We start from the raw sequence: 18,187 nt of genomic DNA, 5'->3' as shown, positions 1-18,187 counted from the left end.
GTCCCCGGCGCGTGTGCGCCTGGGAGATGCAGGCATTCGCCGCGATCCGGATGTCATGTTGGGTGGCCCAGTCGAGTTCGATGATCCAGGCTTGGGCGGTATCCGATCAGGGTCCGCGGTTCAGCTGGTGATGAAGTTGGCCATCATTGCCATGTCTTCGTGTTCGAGGTTGTGGCAGTGGAAGACGAATCGGCCGGCGTAGTCGTTGAATTGCACGGCGATGCGTGCTTGTTCGGCTGGTTTGAGGTCGATGGTGTCTTTCCAGCCGGCGTCGTAGGGGCCAGGACCCGTGATGCCGCGGGCGATGATCTGGAATGGGTCGAGGTGGGCGTGCACGGGGTGGTACGAGTCGGCGAAGAGTTCCCAGATCTCGAGTTGGCCGAGTTGGGGACGTGCGAGCGCGACGTCGGGGCTGAAGGGTTGCGCGTTGACGACCCAGCCCGGGCCACCTGCCTGGAATCGGAAGCTGCGAGTGATCGCCGCTCTCGATGCATCCACTGGCCGCAGGTCGGAGAGCCGGTCGGGCACGTTGTAACGGTGGCCTGAGTCGGGACGGATGGTGAACCGCATGATGCGGCCCATCTCGCCTTCGCCGAAGTCGTTATAAAGCGTGACTTCTGTTCCCGGCCGGTACTGGCTGAAATCGATGATCGCGTCGAGTCGCTGGGCTTCGGCGAGTTCGAAATCGTCGTGGGCGAGTGGGGCGGCCAGGAGCCCGCCTTCGGTGCCGATCTGGACGATGCCGCCCTCAGGGGGCGGGTCGAGCCGCAACTTGAGGCGTCGGGCGTTGCACCCGTTCAGGATCCGTAACCGATAACTGGCACGGTCCACTGCGGCGTTGGGCCAGGGGACGCCGTTGACGAGCATGACGTCGCCGAGCACCCCCGCGATGAACGAGGTCGTCACCCCGGGCGTGTTGACCATTGTCGGGTCGGTGCTCGGGTAACGGAAGGACCCGTCGGCCTCGAAGCTGCGATCGGCGAGGAACAGCGGCAACTCGTACCGCCCGCTTGGAAGGTGCAGGGCGTCTTCCTCCTCGTCGCGGACGAGGTGGAACCCGGCAAGGCCGCGCCACACGCTCGGGCCGGTGAAGCCCATGCGGTGATCGTGGTACCACAGGGTGGCGGCGCGTTGATGCATCGGGTATGTATAGACGCGCTGGCCGTGGCTGACATCTCCGGCGTCGTCGGATCCTATCCCCGGCATGCCCTTCATGGACCCGCCCATCGCCATCCGGTGTGCGTTCAGGTAACGCATGTCGATCGGGTAGACCAGGTCGATCGGGTAGCCGTCGCTCTCTACGGGTGTGTGCCCACCGTGTAGATGAACAACGATCGGGATCGGCAGCTCGTTACGATGCAGCACCGTTGTGGTGCGGTCGCGACGACTGATGATCGTAGGGCCCGGGAAGATGCCATTGAATCCGAAGATCCTCGTTGTCGTACCGGGGACGATCGACACCGCGGCCTGCCGGGCGGTGATCGCGTAGTAGTCGCTGTCGGCCGTTGAATGCGTCGGCGACAACACCGGCGGCACACGCAGCGGTTGCGTGAAGGGTCGCGGTCGTCGGAGCCGGCTGACCAGGACCGCGCCGTCGGAGGACGCGCTGCTAGGACCTAACGCATAGGGCAATCCCACACCGAGCAGGACCGCTGCCCCGACGCCTCCGGCGACGCCTACACCACCGGCGAGGAAGGACCGTCGATTCAGCTCGCTCATCGCCGCGTCCACATCAGCACGGCCAGAATGACAGCGGCGAGAATGATCGTCACGCCCAACGGGATGTGGATCGCCAGGGCCTGGGAGAACCCGAGCACGATCTGAAGCGCGACCAACCCGAACAGGCCCAGGTATGCCACGATCGGCCACCACGGTCCCCGACCCGGCCACCGGAAGAGGACCGCAGCAGCTGCCGCTAGGAGCACACTGATGCCGGCATACGTCGCATTCTCGCGGTGAGTGTGGAGCATCGGATACACCCCGGAGAGGAACTGACCGGCGAAGATCGCCTGATCGAACAGCATGATCGCCGCCACCATGCTCGTGACCCGGAGCACCCACCGTGGCCAAGCCGGCCCTCGGGTCGAGGACGACCGCCCGTCCAGTGCGTCACTGCTCATCGAATCCTCAATCCCCGTGATAGTTTCAGCAGAAACAGTTCCACATGAATCTAATACCTCAAGGGCTGCCCCGCAAGCTGCGACGATGGGAAGACGATGTCCACGCCTGACCGATTGAAGCTCGGGGTGCTACTGCGGCAAGCGCACAGCAAAGCCGCCGCCGCCCTGAATATCGCGCTCGAACCGTTGTCGTTGACCGGGAAGCACTTCGGTGTGCTGCTGCATCTGTCGCGTCGCGGCGAATCCACACATAAGGAGTTGCTCACGCTGATGGGCAGCGACAAGGCGAGCATGGCGCGAACGATCGATGCCCTCGTCGACGCTGGGCTGGTCTCCCGGGAAGTTTCACCAACCGACCGACGCGTGAACCGCCTCACCCTCACCGAAGCCGGGTACACCATCACGCAGGATGCGCTCACTCGGGCAGCAACCGTCGGACGCGACCTCTTCCACCCCTTCAGCGAACCCGAACTCGTACAGCTCACCGAACTCCTGGAACGATTTGTGGACCCCTCGACCGCCCTCAACGAGCCAGAGGACGACCCGCCAAGGTGAGGACAGAGCCAAATTTGGCACCATGCCAGGCTTTTGATCCGAGCGGTGAGGTGGCCCCGCACGTTCCTGAGGCGTCCCGAGTGGTGCTCGTCCTTGGATCCTCCTCGGCGTCGAATACCTACAGGCCGGAGGTCGCTACATGCGAGCCGAATCGGCGTTCAGGCATCCGCCCTAATCTGGATGCCATGCCTCAGAACCTCACCGAAGCTCCCGTCGACCGCGTCACGATGTACGGCGCGGCCTGGTGCGGCGACTGCCGCCGCTCGAAGGCGCTGCTCGACCGAGTCGGCGCGGATTATGAGTACATCGACCTCGAGGCGCACCCGGAGCAGGCCGACAAGGCGCATGCGATCAGCGGCCGCACGAACATTCCCGTGGTCGTGTTCCCCGACGGCACGCACTTCGTGGAGCCGACCGACCCCGAGCTGCAGGCGAAGCTCGACGCGCTGACGGCGTAGCGCCCCGATTCCTCCAGCCACCCGCAAATCGCCGAGCCACCCGCAAATAGTCGCGAATATGCGGGTGGTTCGACGCTTTCCGGGTGGCTCGACGCTTTCTGGGTGACTCGGCGAGAGGGGTCAGCGCCAGAACCCGGAGAGTTCGGCGGCCCGCGCTTTGCCCTGCTCGTAGCCGGCACGAGCGGATGCCGGGCGGCGCGACACATCCATCATGTCGTCGCCGAACGCCTCGAGTGAGGCGGCATCGGGGAGGATTGTCTCGACGTGGCTGCCCGCCGCTCGCAGCTCCTCGACCTGCGCGGCCAGCTGCATCCGCCATTCCAGCGGGTGCCGCGTCCGGCCGCCGAACGGCGAGAGAACGAGTACACGTGCGTACCCGGTCGCGAGGTCGGCGTTCTCGTTCCGCCGGTAGCCGCCGTCGATGTAGAGGTCGTTGCCGATGCGGTACGGATCGCCGCTGGACGTGCTCGCCGCGACGGCATCCACCAGCTCGACGCCGCTTTCGCGGTCGAACGCGACGCCATCGCCGGTACGAGCGTCGACCGCCGTGATGAGGATCCTTCGTTCCGGCCACCGGTCGCTGGGCAGTCGGCGGGCGACGATCTCACGCCATCGCGCAGACCACGCGCCGCCCGACGCGGCATCGAGCTCGAGCGCGGCTGCGCCCATCCTGCGGCGCATGTCGGCCGCATCGCTCGAGGCGGCGATGATGCGGTTCGTACGTTCCAAGTGGTTCACCGTCGGGCTCGTACGCGCCCCGCCCTCCGATGTGGCCTGCTGGCGCGTGCGCTGTCCCGGTGCGCTCGACGGGGGCGCGGGCGCACCCGGCCCGGGTGAGCTCGGGTGCGACCCGCGAGCGGCGGAAAGGATGTCTGCCAGCAGGTCGGCAGGGTCGGCCGCGGTGATCTGCGCGGCGGCGGTGGCGCCGGCCGAGGTGCCGACGATGAGGTCGGCATCCGTCGCATCCAGTCCGTCGTCGAGGAGACCGGCGATGACGCCGATCTCCCACGCGTTGCCGGCGGCGCCGCCGCCGTGGAGCACGAGCGCGCGCTCGCGCGCACCGGAGACCGAAGAAAGTGTTGTGTTCATGGGAGTCGCCTCTCGCGATGTGCCTGTCGGGCGCTCCCGGTGGCGACTACCGGAGTCGCAAGATCGTGCGCTGGAAGGGAGCACCCTCTGCCGTTACTTCGTACATGGGTCTCACCTCCTCCGACTGCACCACGATCGTCCGGAACCGTATCACGCGATCGAGCCGCGGCCGCGCCTCGATCCGGCCCGCTTCAAACCCGCATGTCTCAGAAGATGCTGATTCGGGGCAGCGGAGGTCGCGTGTTCTGTGACGCTAGTCTCGGCCGTGTCACAGAAACTGGGAGTTCTGCGCCGGGAACGCGCAGGTACTGAGACACGCCGAAGCGAGTTCGGCCGGCGTGGTCCTTGACGCACACCGAGCGCTTCCCGAATGGCTCGCCGAGCACAGGAGACGGATGCGGTATCCGTTCCTCTGGGATGCCGTGAGCACGGCGTGGTACTCCCCCGATTCCCGTAGACGTCCGTCGGTGAGCGAGGAACTTGTCGAACACGTCAACTACATCCTGATGAACAAGCACCCCCTGCCCGACGACCGGAGCGCGGACGGCATTCCGCGGCCCGGGGCCGGGAGCCGCGTGCGCGAGTCGCACGTGCAGCCCGTCGTCGTGACCGTGAACGGGCACGACGTCGCGGGCGTCCGCATCGACACGGATCCGTATGTCTACGCGGTCGGTGCCGATCTCGGCGATCGGTTGCTCACCGCCGTCTTCGACCGCGAACATCTCCCGCACCTGCACCTCGCATTCGCCGACCGCTGATACATGCGTCGGCCGCGTGCCTGTCTGTGTGGCCGCCTCACGCCGTGTGACGCAATGTTGCGGCGTCGGGCGTCACGCACAAGTGCGTCGGCGACCATGGACGGATGCCACGCCAGATCCGTTTCAACGCCTTCGACATGAACTGCGTCGCGCACCAGACGTCCGGACTGTGGAAGCATCCGACCGACCGTGCCGACCACTACAAAGACCTCGAGTACTGGACCGAGCTCGCAAAGCTGCTGGAGCGCGGCCGATTCGACGGCATCTTCATCGCCGACGTGCTGGGCACGTACGACGTGTACGGCGGAACGAACGAGGCGGCCATCCGCAACGGGGCGCAGGTACCGGTGAACGACCCGCTGCTGGTCATTCCTCCGATGGCATATGTGACGGAGCACCTCGGGTTCGGGGTGACCGCGGGGACGGCCTACGAGCATCCGTATCCCTTCGCGCGTCGCATGTCGACGCTCGACCACCTCACGAAGGGCCGCATCGGCTGGAACGTCGTCACCGGCTACCTGCCCTCTGCCGCCCGCAACATGGGGCACGACGACCAGGCCGAGCACGACGACCGCTACGACCACGCCGACGAGTACCTCGAGGTGCTCTACAAACTGTGGGAAGGCTCGTGGGAAGACGACGCCGTCGTGAAGGATGCCGAGAACGGCATATTCACGGATCCCGCGAAGGTGCACGAGATCGGGCACAAGGGCAAGCACTTCACCGTGCCCGGCATCCACATCGCCGAGCCGTCGCCGCAGCGCACGCCCGTCATCTACCAGGCCGGGGCGTCGTCGCGTGGCGTTCGCTTCGCCGCGGAGAACGCAGAGGCGATCTTCATCGCGGGGCCGACCAAGCAGGTCGTCGCATCCACCGTGAAGAAGATCCGGGATGCCCTCGAGGCTGCCGGTCGTGACCGGTACGCCGCGAAGATCTACACCCTGCTCACCGTCATCACCGATGAGACGGACGATAAGGCGCAGGCGAAGTACGAGGAGTACCTGAGCTACGCCAGCGAGGAGGGCGCGCTCGTCTTCATGTCGGGCTGGATGGGCATCGATCTGTCGCAGTACGCGCTCGACGAGCCGATCGGCAACGTGAAGTCGAACGCGATCCAGTCCGTGGTGGCGAGCTTCCAGGAGAACAACGAAGACGGCCGCGAGTGGACCGTCGGCGACATCGCCAGGCACAGCGCCATCGGGGGCCTCGGGCCGTTCGTCGTCGGCTCCGGTGAGACGATCGCCGACCTGCTGCAGGACTGGGTCGAGGAAACCGACGTCGACGGTTTCAACCTCGCCTACGTCGTGACCCCCGGCACGTTCGAAGACGTCGTGGAGCACGTCATCCCCGTGCTGCAGGAGCGTGGCGCGTACCCGACCGAGTACGACGAGGGCACGCTGCGCAACAAGCTGCACGGCGCGGGCGACCGGGTGCCCGACGACCACCGCGCCGCGAAGTACCGGGTGGGCGCCTTCGAGCGCACCGCCTGACGCGCATCCAACCGGCCCGACCAGCGCGGGAGCGACGAAACCGGTCTCGCCCGCGCATCGCACGATCCGCTCGGCGGCGCCCCGCCCGTTCATAACTCCTGCAAGTTCGCTCGCGGACGGGCGGTCGAGCCGTACTTGCCGGGAAGGGCCGGTGCGCACCGACGAGATTGCAGGAGTTATGAACTCGGCCGCCCCCTACGCTGAGTGGATGGCCGAGTTCGAGTGGGGGCGGCTGCGCCGCTGGCCCGACACCGAGGCCGACAACCTGTTTGCCTCGGATGCCGCGGATCGCCTGATCCTCGACACCGCGGCATCGGCGCTCGGCGAGGTGCAGCCTGACGAGGTTGTTGTCGTCGGCGACACGTACGGCGCGCTCACGCTCGCCGCTGCCGACCGGATGAGCGGTGCCGCGGGTGGGCGCATCCGGGTGCACCAGGATGCGCTCGTCTCCGAACGCGCGCTCGCCGCGAACGCCGAACAGCTCGGCCTCCAGCGCTGTTACAAGGCCTGCGATCTCGACCCCGAGCTGGCCCGCGGTGTACGAGCGGTGCTGCTGCGTCTGCCGAAGAGTCTCGACGAGCTCGACGAGGTGGCCGGGATGCTCGCGGCCCACGCCGACCCGGGTGTCACGGTCTTCGCCGGCGGGATGCAGAAGCACCTCACGCCCGCGATGAACGACGTGCTCGCCCGGCGCTTCAGTCGCATCGACGTCGGTCTCGGACGGCAGAAGGCCAGGGTGCTCACGATCACCAGGCCCCGGCCAGCGCCGAACACCGCGGCCGAGTGGCCGCGCCGCGAGTTCCACGCCGACATCGCGCCGGGGCTGTGGGTCTGCGCACACGGCGGCGCGTTCGCCGGAACGCGCATCGATATCGGGACCCGTTTCCTGTTCGAGCACCTCGACGAGGCCGTCCCTGGCGCCGCATCAGCCGTCGACCTCGCGTGCGGAACCGGGTCGCTGGCGACCACGCTCGCGTTGCGGCGCGCCGACGTGCGCGTCATCGCGAGCGACCAGTCCGCCGTGGCCGTAGCATCCGCTCGGGCCACCGCCGAGGCGAACGGCGTCGGCGACCGGGTCGAGGTGCGGCGCGAAGATGCAGGGGAAGGCATCCCCGATGGTTGGGCGGACCTGGTGCTGCTGAATCCGCCGTTCCACAACGGCGCAGCACTCGATCTAAGGGTCGGACGGATGCTCGTGGCCGCCGCCGCGCGCATCCTCGCCCCCGGCGGCGAGCTCTGGACCGTCTACAACTCGCACCTGGACTACCGCTCGGCGCTGCGCAAGCTCGTGGGCCCGACGCGGCAGGTGGACCGCAACCGCAAGTTCACGATCACGGCGTCGACGCGCGCGTGAACGCGCCGTCAGCGCCGCCTCCCTGTCCATAGCTCAGGACGTTCGCGCAACGGCGGGAGCCCATGCACGTGACTCGCCGCGCTGCGGACCATTCGACTCCTGAGTCATGAACCCGAACGGGCGGAGAACCTCACCGTCGGGCCGACCCGCGCGTATCGTCGCTGACGTGATCCGGGGATATTCCGCCGAGCAGATCCGCGCGGCCGAGGCGCCGCATCTGGCGGCGGGCGAACCGCTCATGGCGATCGCGGCGGCGGGGCTGGCCGCGGTGACGCGCGACGAACTCGCCACGCTCGGCGTTCCGCCGGCCGAGGCGAACGTTCTGCTGCTCGTGGGCTCGGGCAACAACGGCGGCGACGCGCTGTTCGCCGGGGCCGAGCTGGCGGCATCCGGATGCCGTGTGCTCGTCGCCGAACTCGGCTCGCGAACGCACGAGGCCGGGCTGGACGCCGCGCTGAGGGCCGGTGCACGTACGGCCGATCCTGGCGACGGCGCCGTTGTCGCAGTGCTGGATGCCGCGGCCGGCGCGCATGTCATCGTGGACGGGATCCTCGGCACGGGCGCGTACCGCAGCCCGGCGCTCCGCGGCATCGCGCGCGAGGTGGTCGCCGCGCTGCAGCCGCTGGCGTCGGCGCCGGGCCACCGTGTCGTCGCGGTGGACCTGCCGAGCGGCGTCGATCCCGATACCGGCGCCGTGCCGGACGGCGTCGTGCTGCGTGCGGATGCCACGGCCACGTTCGGCGCACACAAGGCGGGCCTGCTGCGCCAGCCCGCATCGTCGTACGCCGGTCGCCTCGTGCTCGTCGACATCGGCCTGGGCCCCGACCTCGAGGCCGTCGAGCCGCTGGTGGTCATCCCGTGAGACGAACCACCCGGATGTTGCCCAGCCACCCCCGAATGTGCGCGAATAGGCGGGTGGCTCGGCATTAGCGGGGTGGCTCGCCGCAGGCGCCGCCGCAAAGCCGGAACCGAGCCCAACGCAGAAGCTGAGGAGACGACATGCCCACACCGCACATAGCAGCCGCATCCGGCGAGATCGCGCCGCTCGTGCTGATGCCCGGCGACCCGCGTCGCGGCCGTCGCATCGCGAAGGAGTTCTTCGACGGGCCGCGCCTCGTCACCGACGTGCGCTCGATCGAGGGCTGGACTGGCAGCATCCGCGGGCGTGCTGTCACCGTGCTCGCTTCGGGCATGGGCATCCCGTCGATGAGCATCTACGCCACCGAGCTGTTCCGCTTCTACGACGTGCAGCGCATCGTGCGCGTCGGCACGACCGGCGGCCTGGCCGAGGGGCAGGCACTCGGCGAACTGGTGATCGCCTCCTCGGCGCACACCGACTCGGCACTGCCGGGCCTGCAGATTCCGGGCGTCAGTCTCAGCCACGCTCCCGCTTATGGGATGCTCGAGGCCGCCGTGCAGGCAGCTCGCTCCCGTGATCTCCCGCACCGCGTTGGCGCCGTGCTGAGCTCCGATACGTTCTACGGCAGCTCGCCGGAGAAGGTTGCGGCGCTCGCCGCCCGCGGAACGCTGGGTATCGAGATGGAGTCCGCCGGACTGTACGCGATCGCCGCATTGGAAAGGCGGGAGGCGCTCACGGTGCTGACCGTCAGCGATCACATCCTGCGGGGAGAAGAGCTCAGCTCGGCCGACCGCGAGACGCGATACGCGCCGATGGTGGATGTCGCGATCGAGGCGCTGTTCTCCTGAGCGAGGAGGTGCCCCTTGTGGAATCGTCCGTGTACAGATAATCTGGCCACGGGTTATCCAAGTACGGGTGATCGGTGAAGTCATCGAGCAAGGGGAGTCACCATGTGGAGCACGGAGTACACGGCACACACGTCGCTATCGGCTGCTGAGGTCTGGGCCGCGTTGCGCGCCCTGCACGAGGGGCGACTGACGTACGAGGGATGCGACGAGTTCGTCCTGCACGGACCTTTCGCCGTCGGCACCCGCGTCTCCGTCACCCCGGAGGGGCAGGAGACGTTCGACTCGACCATCGTGGATCTCGTGGATGGCTCGACCTACGCCGACGAGACGGTATTCGACGACCTCGTCCTGCGGTTCCGGCACACGCTCGTTCCGGACGGCGAGGGAACGAACGTGACGCACAGGCTCGAGATCGACGGGCCGTCCGCCGATGAGGTCGGGCCCGAACTCGGCCCGCAGATCTCCGGCGACTTCCCCGAGTCGATGCAGCGCCTGTTCGAGGCCGCGGCCGTCGGCGAGTATGACCCCGAAGACGAGACCGAGCAGACAGATGCCTGACAGCGCTCCCGCGACCGGCACCCGCTTCGCAGGTGGCCCGGCGGAGAGCCCCGGGTTCCTGCTCTGGCGCGTGACCGGCGCGTGGCAGCGAGCGATGGCATCCGCTCTCGCACCGCTCGGGCTCACGCACCCGCAGTTCGTGCTGCTCGCGTGCGCGTGGTGGTTGAGCCGAGCGGGCGAGACGCCGAACCAGGTGCGCGTGGCCGCACAGGCCGGCGTCGAGGTGAAGACTGCGTCGGAGGTTTTCGGCCGGCTGGAGGCGAAGGGTCTGCTCACGCGAGCACCCGACCCGAACGACAGCCGGGCCAAGACGATCCGGGTGACGCCTGCGGGCGAGGAGCTGGCAGTGAAGGCGGTTGCCGTCGTTGAGGATGCCGACGCAGCGTTCTTCGCGGGCGTCGAGACCGAGCGCGTCGTCTCGGTGCTGCGGGCGCTCACAGACGGCTGACCGCCGTCGCACGGGCGTGAGAGGATGCTCCGGTGTCCGGCTCCGCGTTCCCGATCGTCGAGCCGAGCGTCATCCGCAGCTACGTCGGCGAGGCATCCTTCGCTCGTGCGGAGCCGTACGCGAGCACTGCCGTGCTCGAACTCCGCTGGAAGCTGGGCATCCTCGAGGCGACAGTCGCCGGATCCGAGCCGGAGCCGTACGGCACCTGGGTGACGCTGGTGCCGGCATCCGGTGCGCGCTACCGGCCCACGGCCAGCGGATGCTCGTGCCCCGTCACGACGCGCTGCAAGCACGTCGCCGCAGCGATGCTCGCCGCACGCGAGAGCCAGTTGCTGGCGGATGCCTCGACACCCGACGACGGCCCCGGCTGGCGTTCGGCCGTGCGTACTTTGGCCGCGGAGCCGCCCCGCGAATTCACGCCGCTCGCGCTCATCGTCGAGGTGCGCGAACGCATTCAGAAACGCACAGGCGGACGCTGGAATCGCGTCACCCAGACCGCCCACGCGGCGTCTCGCGAATCCGCCGGACGCATCGAGATCACCGTGCGCATCGGCGCGCCGGGCAAACGAGGCTGGGTCGGGGCGAAACTGAACTGGGGATCGCTGCAGTACCGCACCCACGAGCTCGGATACGACCCGGCGCAGGTGCGCTGGTTCCTCGAGTTCGAGACGCTCGCGCGCGCCGCGCCCGGCCGCTACTTCCAGGTCGAGAACGGCAGGCTCGACCTCGCCGAGTTCTCCAGCCCCCTCCTCTGGCGCTTGTTAGCGGATGCCCGCGAGCGCGGCATCCCGGTCGTCGCCGGCAACAAGAACGGCTCGGTGGTGCTCGCCGAACGGGCGCACGTCGTGGTCGATGCAGCAGAACACGACGGCGGGCTGGCGCTCGTGCCGCGCATCCTCGTCGATGGCTCCGCAGTGGAGCCATCTGCCGTGCGTGCAATCGGCGACCACGGCGTCACGGTGCTGGAGTGGCCGTCACCCGATGCCGGCGTCGAGGCCGGCCCCGTGGTCACGCTCGCGCCGACGGACCGTCCGATCTCCGGCGCCGTACTCTCCGCGCTTCGTCGCGGCGCGATCCAGGTGCCGGCGGACGAAGTGGCGGAGTTCGAGCGCGAGGCGTATCCGCAACTGGCGCGGTCTGTGGAGGTGCGCGCAGCGGATGCGGGCATCCGGCTCCCCGAGCTCAGCCCGCCGATGCTCGTGCTCACCGTCGAGTTCCGCGCGAGGCAGACCGTGTCCCTCGGCTGGTCGTGGGAGTACCGGTTCGGCGGCGAGGTGACCCGATTCGGGGTGGCTGCCGGGGCGTCCGATCGCGGCCGGCGCGACCTCGATGCGGAGGCCGGGGTGCTCGCGGCGGTGACGGAGGCGGCTCCCATCGCTGTCGTGGACGGCCGACTGCTCGACGACCGCACGATGTCGGGCGTGGACGCCGCAGAGTGGGTGGCCCACGTGCTTCCGGCGCTCGAGACGCTGGCGTCTGGCGCGGCACCGGATTCGTCGGCCACCGGGCCGGACGCGTCGACTGCAGCGGACGACCCGCCGAACGCCGAGCACCTATCCGATCCGGGTCTTCGCGTCGACATCGTGGGCGACCGCGTCGACTACCGGGAGCTGACGGACCGGCCCGAGCTGACGGTGACGACCGTGCCCACCGACCAGCGCGACTGGTTCGACCTCGGCGTGCTCGTCACCGTGCAGGGCAGGCAGATCCCGTTCCTGCCGTTGTTCCGTGCGCTGGCCACGGGCAAGAAAAAGCTGCTGCTCGTCGACCACAGCTACCTCTCGCTGAACCAGCCCGTCTTCGATCGGCTCAAAGACCTCCTGGTCGAGGCGGAAGGACTCGCGGAGTGGGAGACCGGACCGCGCATCAGCCGCTACCAGGCGTCGCTCTGGGAGGACTTCGAAGACCTCGCCGACCAGTCGCAGCCCGCGGTCGAGTGGCGGACGACGGTGGTCGGGCTGCTGGCAACACCTGCCGGCGCCGCGGGTGCCGACACCGATGCGTCTTCGAGCGGCGCGGAGTCCGAGCCGGTGGTGCACCGCGCTCCCCTGCCGGCCGGGCTGAACGCCGAACTGCGTCCGTACCAGCGTGCGGGGTATGACTGGCTCGTGTTCCTCCGGGAGCACGGCCTCGGCGGAGTGCTCGCCGACGACATGGGACTGGGCAAGACGCTGCAGACGCTGGCGTTGATCCAGAGGGCTCACGAGGAGGGTGCGGATGCGCCCTTCCTCGTGGTGGCGCCCGCGTCGGTGGTCGCGAACTGGGCGAGTGAGGCGGCGAGGTTCACGCCCGGGCTGCGTGTGGCATCCGTCACCGCGACACGGCGCAAGGAGCACACCTCGCTGCAGGATGCGATCGCCGGCGCAGGCATCGTGCTCACGACGTACACCGTGTTCCGCCTGGATCACGACGAGTTCACCGCGCAGAAGTGGGCGGGTCTCGTGCTCGATGAGGCCCAGTTCGTGAAGAACCACGCGTCGCAGACCCATCGGCTCGCCACGGAGCTGGATGCCCCGTTCCGCCTTGCCGTCACCGGAACGCCTCTGGAGAACAACCTGCTCGAGCTGTGGGCGATGTTCCAGATCGTGGCGCCCGGGCTGTTCCCGTCGCGCCGCCGGTTCGTCGAGGAGTACGTGAAGCCGATCGCTGCTGCCGCGAGCCCGGTGCACGGAACCGACGAGGCACACGGCCGCGCGCGTCTGGAGCGGCTGCGGCGGCGCATCCGTCCGCTCATGCTGCGGCGCACCAAAGACGTCGTGGCGCCCGAGCTGCCCGAGAAGCAGGAGCAGGTGCTGAGCATCCCGCTCGCCCCGAAGCACCGGGCACTGTACGACACGTGGCTGCAGCGCGAACGGCAGAAGGTGCTCGGGCTGCTCGACGACCTGAACCGTCAGCGCTTCATCGTGTACCGCTCGATCACCCTACTGCGCATGCTTGCGGTGGATGCCTCGCTCATCGATCCCGCGAACGAGGGCGTGCCCTCCACAAAGCTCGACGCGCTGCTCGATCAGCTGAGCGACGTGCTCGCCGAAGGGCACCGAGCGCTGGTGTTCAGCCAGTTCACGTCGTATCTCGCGAAGGTGGCGGCGCGACTGGATGCGGCGGGCATCCGTCACTCGTATCTCGACGGGTCGACGAGGCGGCGGGCGGATGTGATCCGCGGATTCCGCGAGGGCGACGACCCGGTGTTCCTGATCAGCCTGAAAGCGGGCGGATTCGGTCTCACGCTCACCGAGGCGGACTACGTGTTCCTGCTCGACCCGTGGTGGAACCCCGCCGCCGAGGCGCAGGCCATCGACCGCACGCACCGCATCGGGCAGACGAAGCAGGTGATGGTGTACCGCATGGTGGCCTCCGACACGATCGAGGAGAAGGTGATGCGGCTGGCCCGCAAGAAGGGTGAGCTCTTCGACGCCGTGCTCGACGACGACGGCGCGTTCTCGTCCGCGTTGTCGGCCGACGACATCCGGGCCCTCCTGGAGTGAGGGATGCGGCCGTCAGCCGGCGCGGATGCGACCGACACGGTTCGACCAGTTGACAGTTAGGGATCTAACTATTAGAGTATCGAACATGAGCGAACGCGCGCCTCGAGAGGCGACCGGTCTCCAGCTGCTGCGTCAGATCGGCTGGGCGCAGCGCAAGGCCGCGGAACACTGGGTGCGCGAGCGCGGGCTCAGCTTCGAGCAGGGGTTCGTGCTCGGCTACCTCGTGGACCAGCCTGGACCGATCCAGCGCGAGATCGCCAAGGTGACGCGCACCAGCGCCGCGAGTGTGTCGAGTCTTCTGCAGGGACTCGAACGCCGTGAGCTCATTGAACGACGCTCGGAGGCCGGGGACGACCGCAGCAAGCGCATCTACGCCACGCCGGCCGGCGCCGAACTGGTCTCCGGATTCGAAGAGGCGATGGTCGCGGCAGACGAGGTCATTCTGGCGCCACTCACAGCCGCCGAGCGAAAACAGCTCGAAGCGCTGCTGACCAAGGTCACGGCCGCGCTTCCCGCACCCACTCGCTGACGACCTTCCCGAACCGACTCCCTGAAATCACGTATCCGTCGGGCCACATGCCGCCCGCGGATGCCTGAATCCACTTCTCCGTGCCCGGCGCACCTCGGTGCGACGGCGCCATCTCGTCATGCCCGAAAGGAGCACGATCATGAGCACCACGAACCTCCCCACTGCCGAGAACACCGCCACAGGTGCGGCGACACCGCATACCGACCGCTGGTACCTCTCCGCCGCGCCGATCGTGCGCGCCCTCGTGCACCTCTGCGTACCCATGGCCGCCGCGATGGTCGTCGGCGCCGTCTACAACGTCATCAGCGCCGGATTCATCGGCTCGCTGCACGACTCCACGCTTCTGGCCGCGATCACGTTCGGCACCCCGCTGCTCGGTCTCGTCATGGCCGTCGGCGGCGTGTTCGGCGTCGGCGGCGGCGCCCTCATCTCCCGGCTCCTCGGTGCTGCGGAGAACGATGCCGCGCAAGCAAACGAGATCAAGCACGTCTCCTCGTTCGCGGTGTGGGCATCCGTCATCACCGGCGCCGTGCTCGGCGGCATCGGACTGCTTCTGCTGCATCCGCTCGTGGGACTTCTCGGAGCGGATGCCGCCGCCGCGCCCGCGACGAGCGCCTACGTCGCCGTCATGCTCGCGTTCGTGCCCGTGCTCGCTGCAGGCTTCTGCCTGGAGCAGCTCGTACGCGCCGAGGGCGCGGCGCGGCAGTCGATGATCGGCCTCATCGCCTCGACGATCGCCAACCTCGTGTTCGACGTGCTGTTCATCCTGGTGCTTCACTGGGGCGTCGCGGGCGCCGCGCTGGCGATCGGGCTCTCGAACCTGGTCAGCGTCGCCTACTACGCCGCCTGGCTGCAGCGGAACAGCGAGCACGTCAGCCTGGCACCCCGGTGGTTCACGCTGCGGGCGAGCGTGCTGAAGCCGGTCTTCGGCGTCGGGATGGGGGAGCTGCTGCAGAGCGGATTCCTCATCGTCACGAGCCTCGTGCTCAACAACCTTGCCGTGGCGTACGGGGACGGGCCCCTGGCGGCGATGGGTGTCGCGGTGCGCATCGCCCAGGTGCCCGAATTCCTCATCATGGGCATCACGATCGGTGTGCTCCCGCTGCTGGCGTACTCCTACGGCAAGGGCGACCGGAGCCGCCTGTCGTCCGCGGTGCGGGCATCCGCTGTCGCAATCGGCGGCATCGCCGTGGTCTTCGCCTCGGTCGTGTTCCTGTTCCGCGATCAGGTGTTCTCGATCTTCTCCTCCGACCACTCGCTGCTCGCGATCGGCGTGACGATCCTCACCGCGCAACTCGTGGCGATGATCGGCAACGGCTTCACCGGGCTGCTCACGTCGCTGTTCCAGGCGACGGCTCGCTCGACGGCCGCGATCGTCATCTCGATGGCGCAGGGTGTGCTGTTCATTCCGATCGTGATCCTCGCGAACCTCTGGTTCGGCCTGACCGGCATCATCTGGGCGCTCACGGTGACCGAGATCATCGTGCTCGCGGTCGGGATCGTGCTGTGGCTGGCCCCCCGCCGCGCCATCGTCCGCGGCCTCGGCGAGGGCAGTCCCGAGCGTGCCGAGCAGGTGCTGGAGGCGGCCGAGGCCTGACGACTCGGTCCCACCCCAGTTCACGTCGCGAAGATGGCCCTTATGACGCCTCGATAAGGGCCATCTTCGCGACTTGAACGGCTCAGTTCGCGATAAGGGACGGTGCATCGAGATCGACGGGATGCCGCGCCGAGATCGACGGATGCTGTCGATTTCGCGGGAAGGTCCGCGTCGGTATGAATGAGCCCGGATCCCGGGCGACCGCGACGGATGCCCTGTCGCGGATCACGCGAGAAGACAAGGATGAGGCCATGGCCGAATACATTCTGCTGGTGCACACCGACGAGTCCCAGATGCCGAGCGACGTCGGTGCGGACGTGAGCTCGCCGTTCCAGGAATTCATGCAGCGCAACGCCGACCGCCTGCTCAGCGGCGCGGGCCTGACCGGACGCGACACGGCAACCTCGGTGCGCCGCGACTCCTCGGGTGCCGTCACCGTCACCGACGGCGTCTTCGTCGAGAGCAAGGAGGTGCTCGGCGGTTACTGGATCGTCGACGTCGCCGACCTCGACGAGGCGATCGCTCTGGCGAAGGAGGTTCCTGTCGTGAACGGCGGCGTCGAGGTGCGGCCGGTCGCCATGCGGAGCTGACATGGATCGCGCCGGCACGAACGTCCCAGCGAGCGTGGCATCCTCGGCTGCTGTTGCCGCGGCGGTCGCGGATGCGCACCGCCGCGAATGGGCGTTCGTGCTGGCGGCCACCGTGCGCGTCACGGGCGATCTCGACGATGCGGAAGAAGCGGTTCAGGATGCCTACGCCCGCGCCCTCGAAACCTGGCCCGAGCGGGGCATCCCGTCGAATCCCGGTGCCTGGCTCACGACGGCGGCGAAGCGTCGCGCCCTCGATCTGCTGCGCCGTGCGGATGTCTCGCGCCGCGCCCTGCCCAAGCTGGCCGAACCCGATCAGCGGGCTGCGGCATCCGGTGCGCCCGTCGCCGACGAGCCGGATGCCTCGCCCGTCGCGGATGACCGCCTGCGGCTGATCTTCACCTGCTGCCACCCCGCGCTCGCGTTCGACTCTCGCGTCGCGCTCACGCTGCGCATGGTCTGCGGCCTGAGCACTCCGGAGGTGGCGCGCGCGTTCCTCGTGTCCGAGCCCACGATGGCCGCGCGGATCACCCGGGCGAAACGCAAGATCGCCCAGGCGGGCATCCCGTACCGCGTGCCGGGCGAGGCGGACATCCGCGAGCGCATCGACGGCGTGCTCGACGTTGTGCACCTCGTGTATGCCACCGGCCACACAGCGCCCGCCGGAGCGGAGCTCGTGCGCCGCGAGCTCAGCGAGCGCGGCATCGAGCTGGCCGAGCTGCTGCGCCTGCTGCTCCCCCGCGATGCGGACGTTGCCGGGCTGCTCGCCCTGATCTACCTGACGGAGGCGCGCCGACCGGCGCGAACGGATGATTCGGGCGAGGAACTCCTGCTCGAGGAGCAGGACCGCGACCGATGGGATCCGCACTACATCGAACGCGGCCTCGACCAACTCTCCGTGGCGACGGATGCCCGCGACCCTGGCCGCTTCACCCTGCTGGCCGCGATCGCTGCCGTGCACGACTGCAGCCCGAGCTGGGATCAGACGGACTGGCAGCGCATCGCCCTGCTGTACGACCGGCTACGCGACCTGTGGCCATCGCCCGTCGTCGAACTGAACCGAGCGATCGCGATCGGCTTCGCGCAGGGCCCTTTCGCGGCCATGCCGCTGCTGGACGAACTCGCCATCGAACCGCAACTCGTGCGCTACCCGTACCTGCAGGCGGCGCGGGCCGACATGCTCGGCCGGCTCGGACGCCTCGAGGATGCCGCACTCGCCTACGACGAGGCCATCGCGCTCTGCGACAACGAGCGCGAGCGGGAACGACTGCGTCGTAAGCGGCTCGCGTTGCCCGTGTGACTGTCCCCGCCGCATCCCGGCAGTGCTACAGAAGAAGTCGACGGCCAGGTGACATCCAGATAACAGGTGGATAACATGGGGACGCTGTGCCGTTCGGCGCGGTGCCCCAGAAGTGCCCCAGTAAAGCCGCCGTGAGCCTCGCGGCGGTTCCC

General features: G+C 68.5%; 17 protein-coding genes. 14 read left to right on the top strand and 3 right to left on the bottom strand.

Features of this window, described 5'->3' with window-relative positions; translation table 11 throughout:
* Positions 1-120: 120 nt before the first annotated feature.
* Together ACYVII_RS12695 and ACYVII_RS12690 are read right to left on the bottom strand one after the other, a co-directional pair.
* The gene (locus tag ACYVII_RS12695; protein WP_460535570.1) at positions 121-1,719 is read right to left on the bottom strand and encodes a multicopper oxidase family protein; all 1,599 of its coding nucleotides are present in this window, start codon (positions 1,717-1,719) and stop codon (positions 121-123) included.
* Positions 1,716-2,120 (bottom strand): hypothetical protein, encoded by a 405-nt coding sequence (locus ACYVII_RS12690; RefSeq protein WP_460535568.1) that lies wholly within the window; start codon positions 2,118-2,120, stop codon positions 1,716-1,718. The genes ACYVII_RS12695 and ACYVII_RS12690 overlap by 4 nt, the downstream gene beginning before the upstream one ends.
* A 96-nt stretch (positions 2,121-2,216) precedes the next feature.
* On the opposite strand from ACYVII_RS12690, the gene ACYVII_RS12685 reads away from it, so the two are divergent.
* Together ACYVII_RS12685 and ACYVII_RS12680 are read left to right on the top strand one after the other, a co-directional pair.
* Positions 2,217-2,675 (top strand): MarR family winged helix-turn-helix transcriptional regulator, encoded by a 459-nt coding sequence (locus tag ACYVII_RS12685; RefSeq protein WP_460535566.1) that lies wholly within the window; start codon positions 2,217-2,219, stop codon positions 2,673-2,675.
* Positions 2,676-2,860: 185 nt separating this feature from the next.
* The gene (locus tag ACYVII_RS12680) at positions 2,861-3,133 is read left to right on the top strand and encodes a glutaredoxin family protein (RefSeq protein ID WP_460535564.1); all 273 of its coding nucleotides are present in this window, start codon (positions 2,861-2,863) and stop codon (positions 3,131-3,133) included.
* Between the two features lie 120 nt (positions 3,134-3,253).
* On the opposite strand, the gene ACYVII_RS12675 is transcribed toward ACYVII_RS12680, so the two are convergent.
* Positions 3,254-4,222, bottom strand: a complete 969-nt coding sequence (locus ACYVII_RS12675; RefSeq protein ID WP_460535562.1) for a patatin-like phospholipase family protein — start codon at positions 4,220-4,222, stop codon at positions 3,254-3,256.
* A gap of 395 nt (positions 4,223-4,617) precedes the next feature.
* Between ACYVII_RS12675 and ACYVII_RS12670 the strand changes: the two genes are divergently transcribed.
* From ACYVII_RS12670 to ACYVII_RS12615, 12 genes are all read left to right on the top strand, one after another.
* Complete coding sequence (locus ACYVII_RS12670) at positions 4,618-4,980, top strand: hypothetical protein (RefSeq protein WP_460535560.1); 363 nt, start codon at positions 4,618-4,620, stop codon at positions 4,978-4,980.
* A gap of 104 nt (positions 4,981-5,084) precedes the next feature.
* Complete coding sequence (locus tag ACYVII_RS12665) at positions 5,085-6,470, top strand: LLM class flavin-dependent oxidoreductase (RefSeq protein WP_460535557.1); 1,386 nt, start codon at positions 5,085-5,087, stop codon at positions 6,468-6,470.
* 208 nt (positions 6,471-6,678) lie between these two features.
* Positions 6,679-7,824, top strand: coding sequence for a class I SAM-dependent methyltransferase (locus ACYVII_RS12660; RefSeq protein WP_460535554.1), 1,146 nt, complete (start codon positions 6,679-6,681; stop codon positions 7,822-7,824).
* Positions 7,825-7,990: 166 nt separating this feature from the next.
* Positions 7,991-8,686 (top strand): NAD(P)H-hydrate epimerase, encoded by a 696-nt coding sequence (locus tag ACYVII_RS12655; protein ID WP_460535552.1) that lies wholly within the window; start codon positions 7,991-7,993, stop codon positions 8,684-8,686.
* Positions 8,687-8,823: 137 nt separating this feature from the next.
* Complete coding sequence (locus tag ACYVII_RS12650) at positions 8,824-9,531, top strand: purine-nucleoside phosphorylase (RefSeq protein WP_460535550.1); 708 nt, start codon at positions 8,824-8,826, stop codon at positions 9,529-9,531.
* A 102-nt stretch (positions 9,532-9,633) separates the two neighbouring features.
* A complete protein-coding gene (locus ACYVII_RS12645) occupies positions 9,634-10,089 on the top strand; it encodes an SRPBCC family protein (protein WP_460535547.1) in 456 nt (151 codons plus the stop codon).
* Complete coding sequence (locus tag ACYVII_RS12640) at positions 10,082-10,537, top strand: MarR family winged helix-turn-helix transcriptional regulator (RefSeq protein ID WP_460535545.1); 456 nt, start codon at positions 10,082-10,084, stop codon at positions 10,535-10,537. Before ACYVII_RS12645 ends, ACYVII_RS12640 begins: the two co-directional genes overlap by 8 nt.
* 32 nt (positions 10,538-10,569) lie before the next feature.
* A complete protein-coding gene (locus tag ACYVII_RS12635) occupies positions 10,570-14,022 on the top strand; it encodes a DEAD/DEAH box helicase (protein WP_460535543.1) in 3,453 nt (1,150 codons plus the stop codon).
* An 85-nt stretch (positions 14,023-14,107) separates the two neighbouring features.
* Positions 14,108-14,551, top strand: coding sequence for a MarR family winged helix-turn-helix transcriptional regulator (locus ACYVII_RS12630; RefSeq protein WP_460535540.1), 444 nt, complete (start codon positions 14,108-14,110; stop codon positions 14,549-14,551).
* A 139-nt stretch (positions 14,552-14,690) separates the two neighbouring features.
* The gene (locus tag ACYVII_RS12625; RefSeq protein WP_460535538.1) at positions 14,691-16,148 is read left to right on the top strand and encodes an MATE family efflux transporter; all 1,458 of its coding nucleotides are present in this window, start codon (positions 14,691-14,693) and stop codon (positions 16,146-16,148) included.
* A 176-nt stretch (positions 16,149-16,324) separates the two neighbouring features.
* Positions 16,325-16,738, top strand: coding sequence for a YciI family protein (locus ACYVII_RS12620; RefSeq protein ID WP_460535536.1), 414 nt, complete (start codon positions 16,325-16,327; stop codon positions 16,736-16,738).
* A 1-nt stretch (position 16,739) separates the two neighbouring features.
* Positions 16,740-18,035 (top strand): RNA polymerase sigma factor, encoded by a 1,296-nt coding sequence (locus ACYVII_RS12615; protein ID WP_460535534.1) that lies wholly within the window; start codon positions 16,740-16,742, stop codon positions 18,033-18,035.
* The last annotated feature ends 152 nt before the right edge of the window (positions 18,036-18,187 follow it).

This window comes from Humibacter ginsengiterrae (assembly GCF_054780115.1).
Note: the sequence above shows the minus strand (reverse complement) of the source record. Positions and strands in the feature narration are given on the sequence as shown.

Coding starts and splice junctions, on each gene's coding strand:
- ACYVII_RS12625 (WP_460535538.1), top strand. CDS start 14,691: ATGAGCACCACGAACCTCCCCACTGCCGAGAACACCGCCACAGGTGCG.
- ACYVII_RS12645 (WP_460535547.1), top strand. CDS start 9,634: ATGTGGAGCACGGAGTACACGGCACACACGTCGCTATCGGCTGCTGAG.
- ACYVII_RS12650 (WP_460535550.1), top strand. CDS start 8,824: ATGCCCACACCGCACATAGCAGCCGCATCCGGCGAGATCGCGCCGCTC.
- ACYVII_RS12690 (WP_460535568.1), bottom strand. CDS start 2,120: ATGAGCAGTGACGCACTGGACGGGCGGTCGTCCTCGACCCGAGGGCCG.
- ACYVII_RS12670 (WP_460535560.1), top strand. CDS start 4,618: ATGCGGTATCCGTTCCTCTGGGATGCCGTGAGCACGGCGTGGTACTCC.
- ACYVII_RS12695 (WP_460535570.1), bottom strand. CDS start 1,719: ATGAGCGAGCTGAATCGACGGTCCTTCCTCGCCGGTGGTGTAGGCGTC.
- ACYVII_RS12620 (WP_460535536.1), top strand. CDS start 16,325: ATGAATGAGCCCGGATCCCGGGCGACCGCGACGGATGCCCTGTCGCGG.
- ACYVII_RS12665 (WP_460535557.1), top strand. CDS start 5,085: ATGCCACGCCAGATCCGTTTCAACGCCTTCGACATGAACTGCGTCGCG.
- ACYVII_RS12630 (WP_460535540.1), top strand. CDS start 14,108: ATGAGCGAACGCGCGCCTCGAGAGGCGACCGGTCTCCAGCTGCTGCGT.
- ACYVII_RS12685 (WP_460535566.1), top strand. CDS start 2,217: ATGTCCACGCCTGACCGATTGAAGCTCGGGGTGCTACTGCGGCAAGCG.
- ACYVII_RS12660 (WP_460535554.1), top strand. CDS start 6,679: ATGGCCGAGTTCGAGTGGGGGCGGCTGCGCCGCTGGCCCGACACCGAG.
- ACYVII_RS12640 (WP_460535545.1), top strand. CDS start 10,082: ATGCCTGACAGCGCTCCCGCGACCGGCACCCGCTTCGCAGGTGGCCCG.
- ACYVII_RS12675 (WP_460535562.1), bottom strand. CDS start 4,222: ATGAACACAACACTTTCTTCGGTCTCCGGTGCGCGCGAGCGCGCGCTC.
- ACYVII_RS12680 (WP_460535564.1), top strand. CDS start 2,861: ATGCCTCAGAACCTCACCGAAGCTCCCGTCGACCGCGTCACGATGTAC.
- ACYVII_RS12615 (WP_460535534.1), top strand. CDS start 16,740: ATGGATCGCGCCGGCACGAACGTCCCAGCGAGCGTGGCATCCTCGGCT.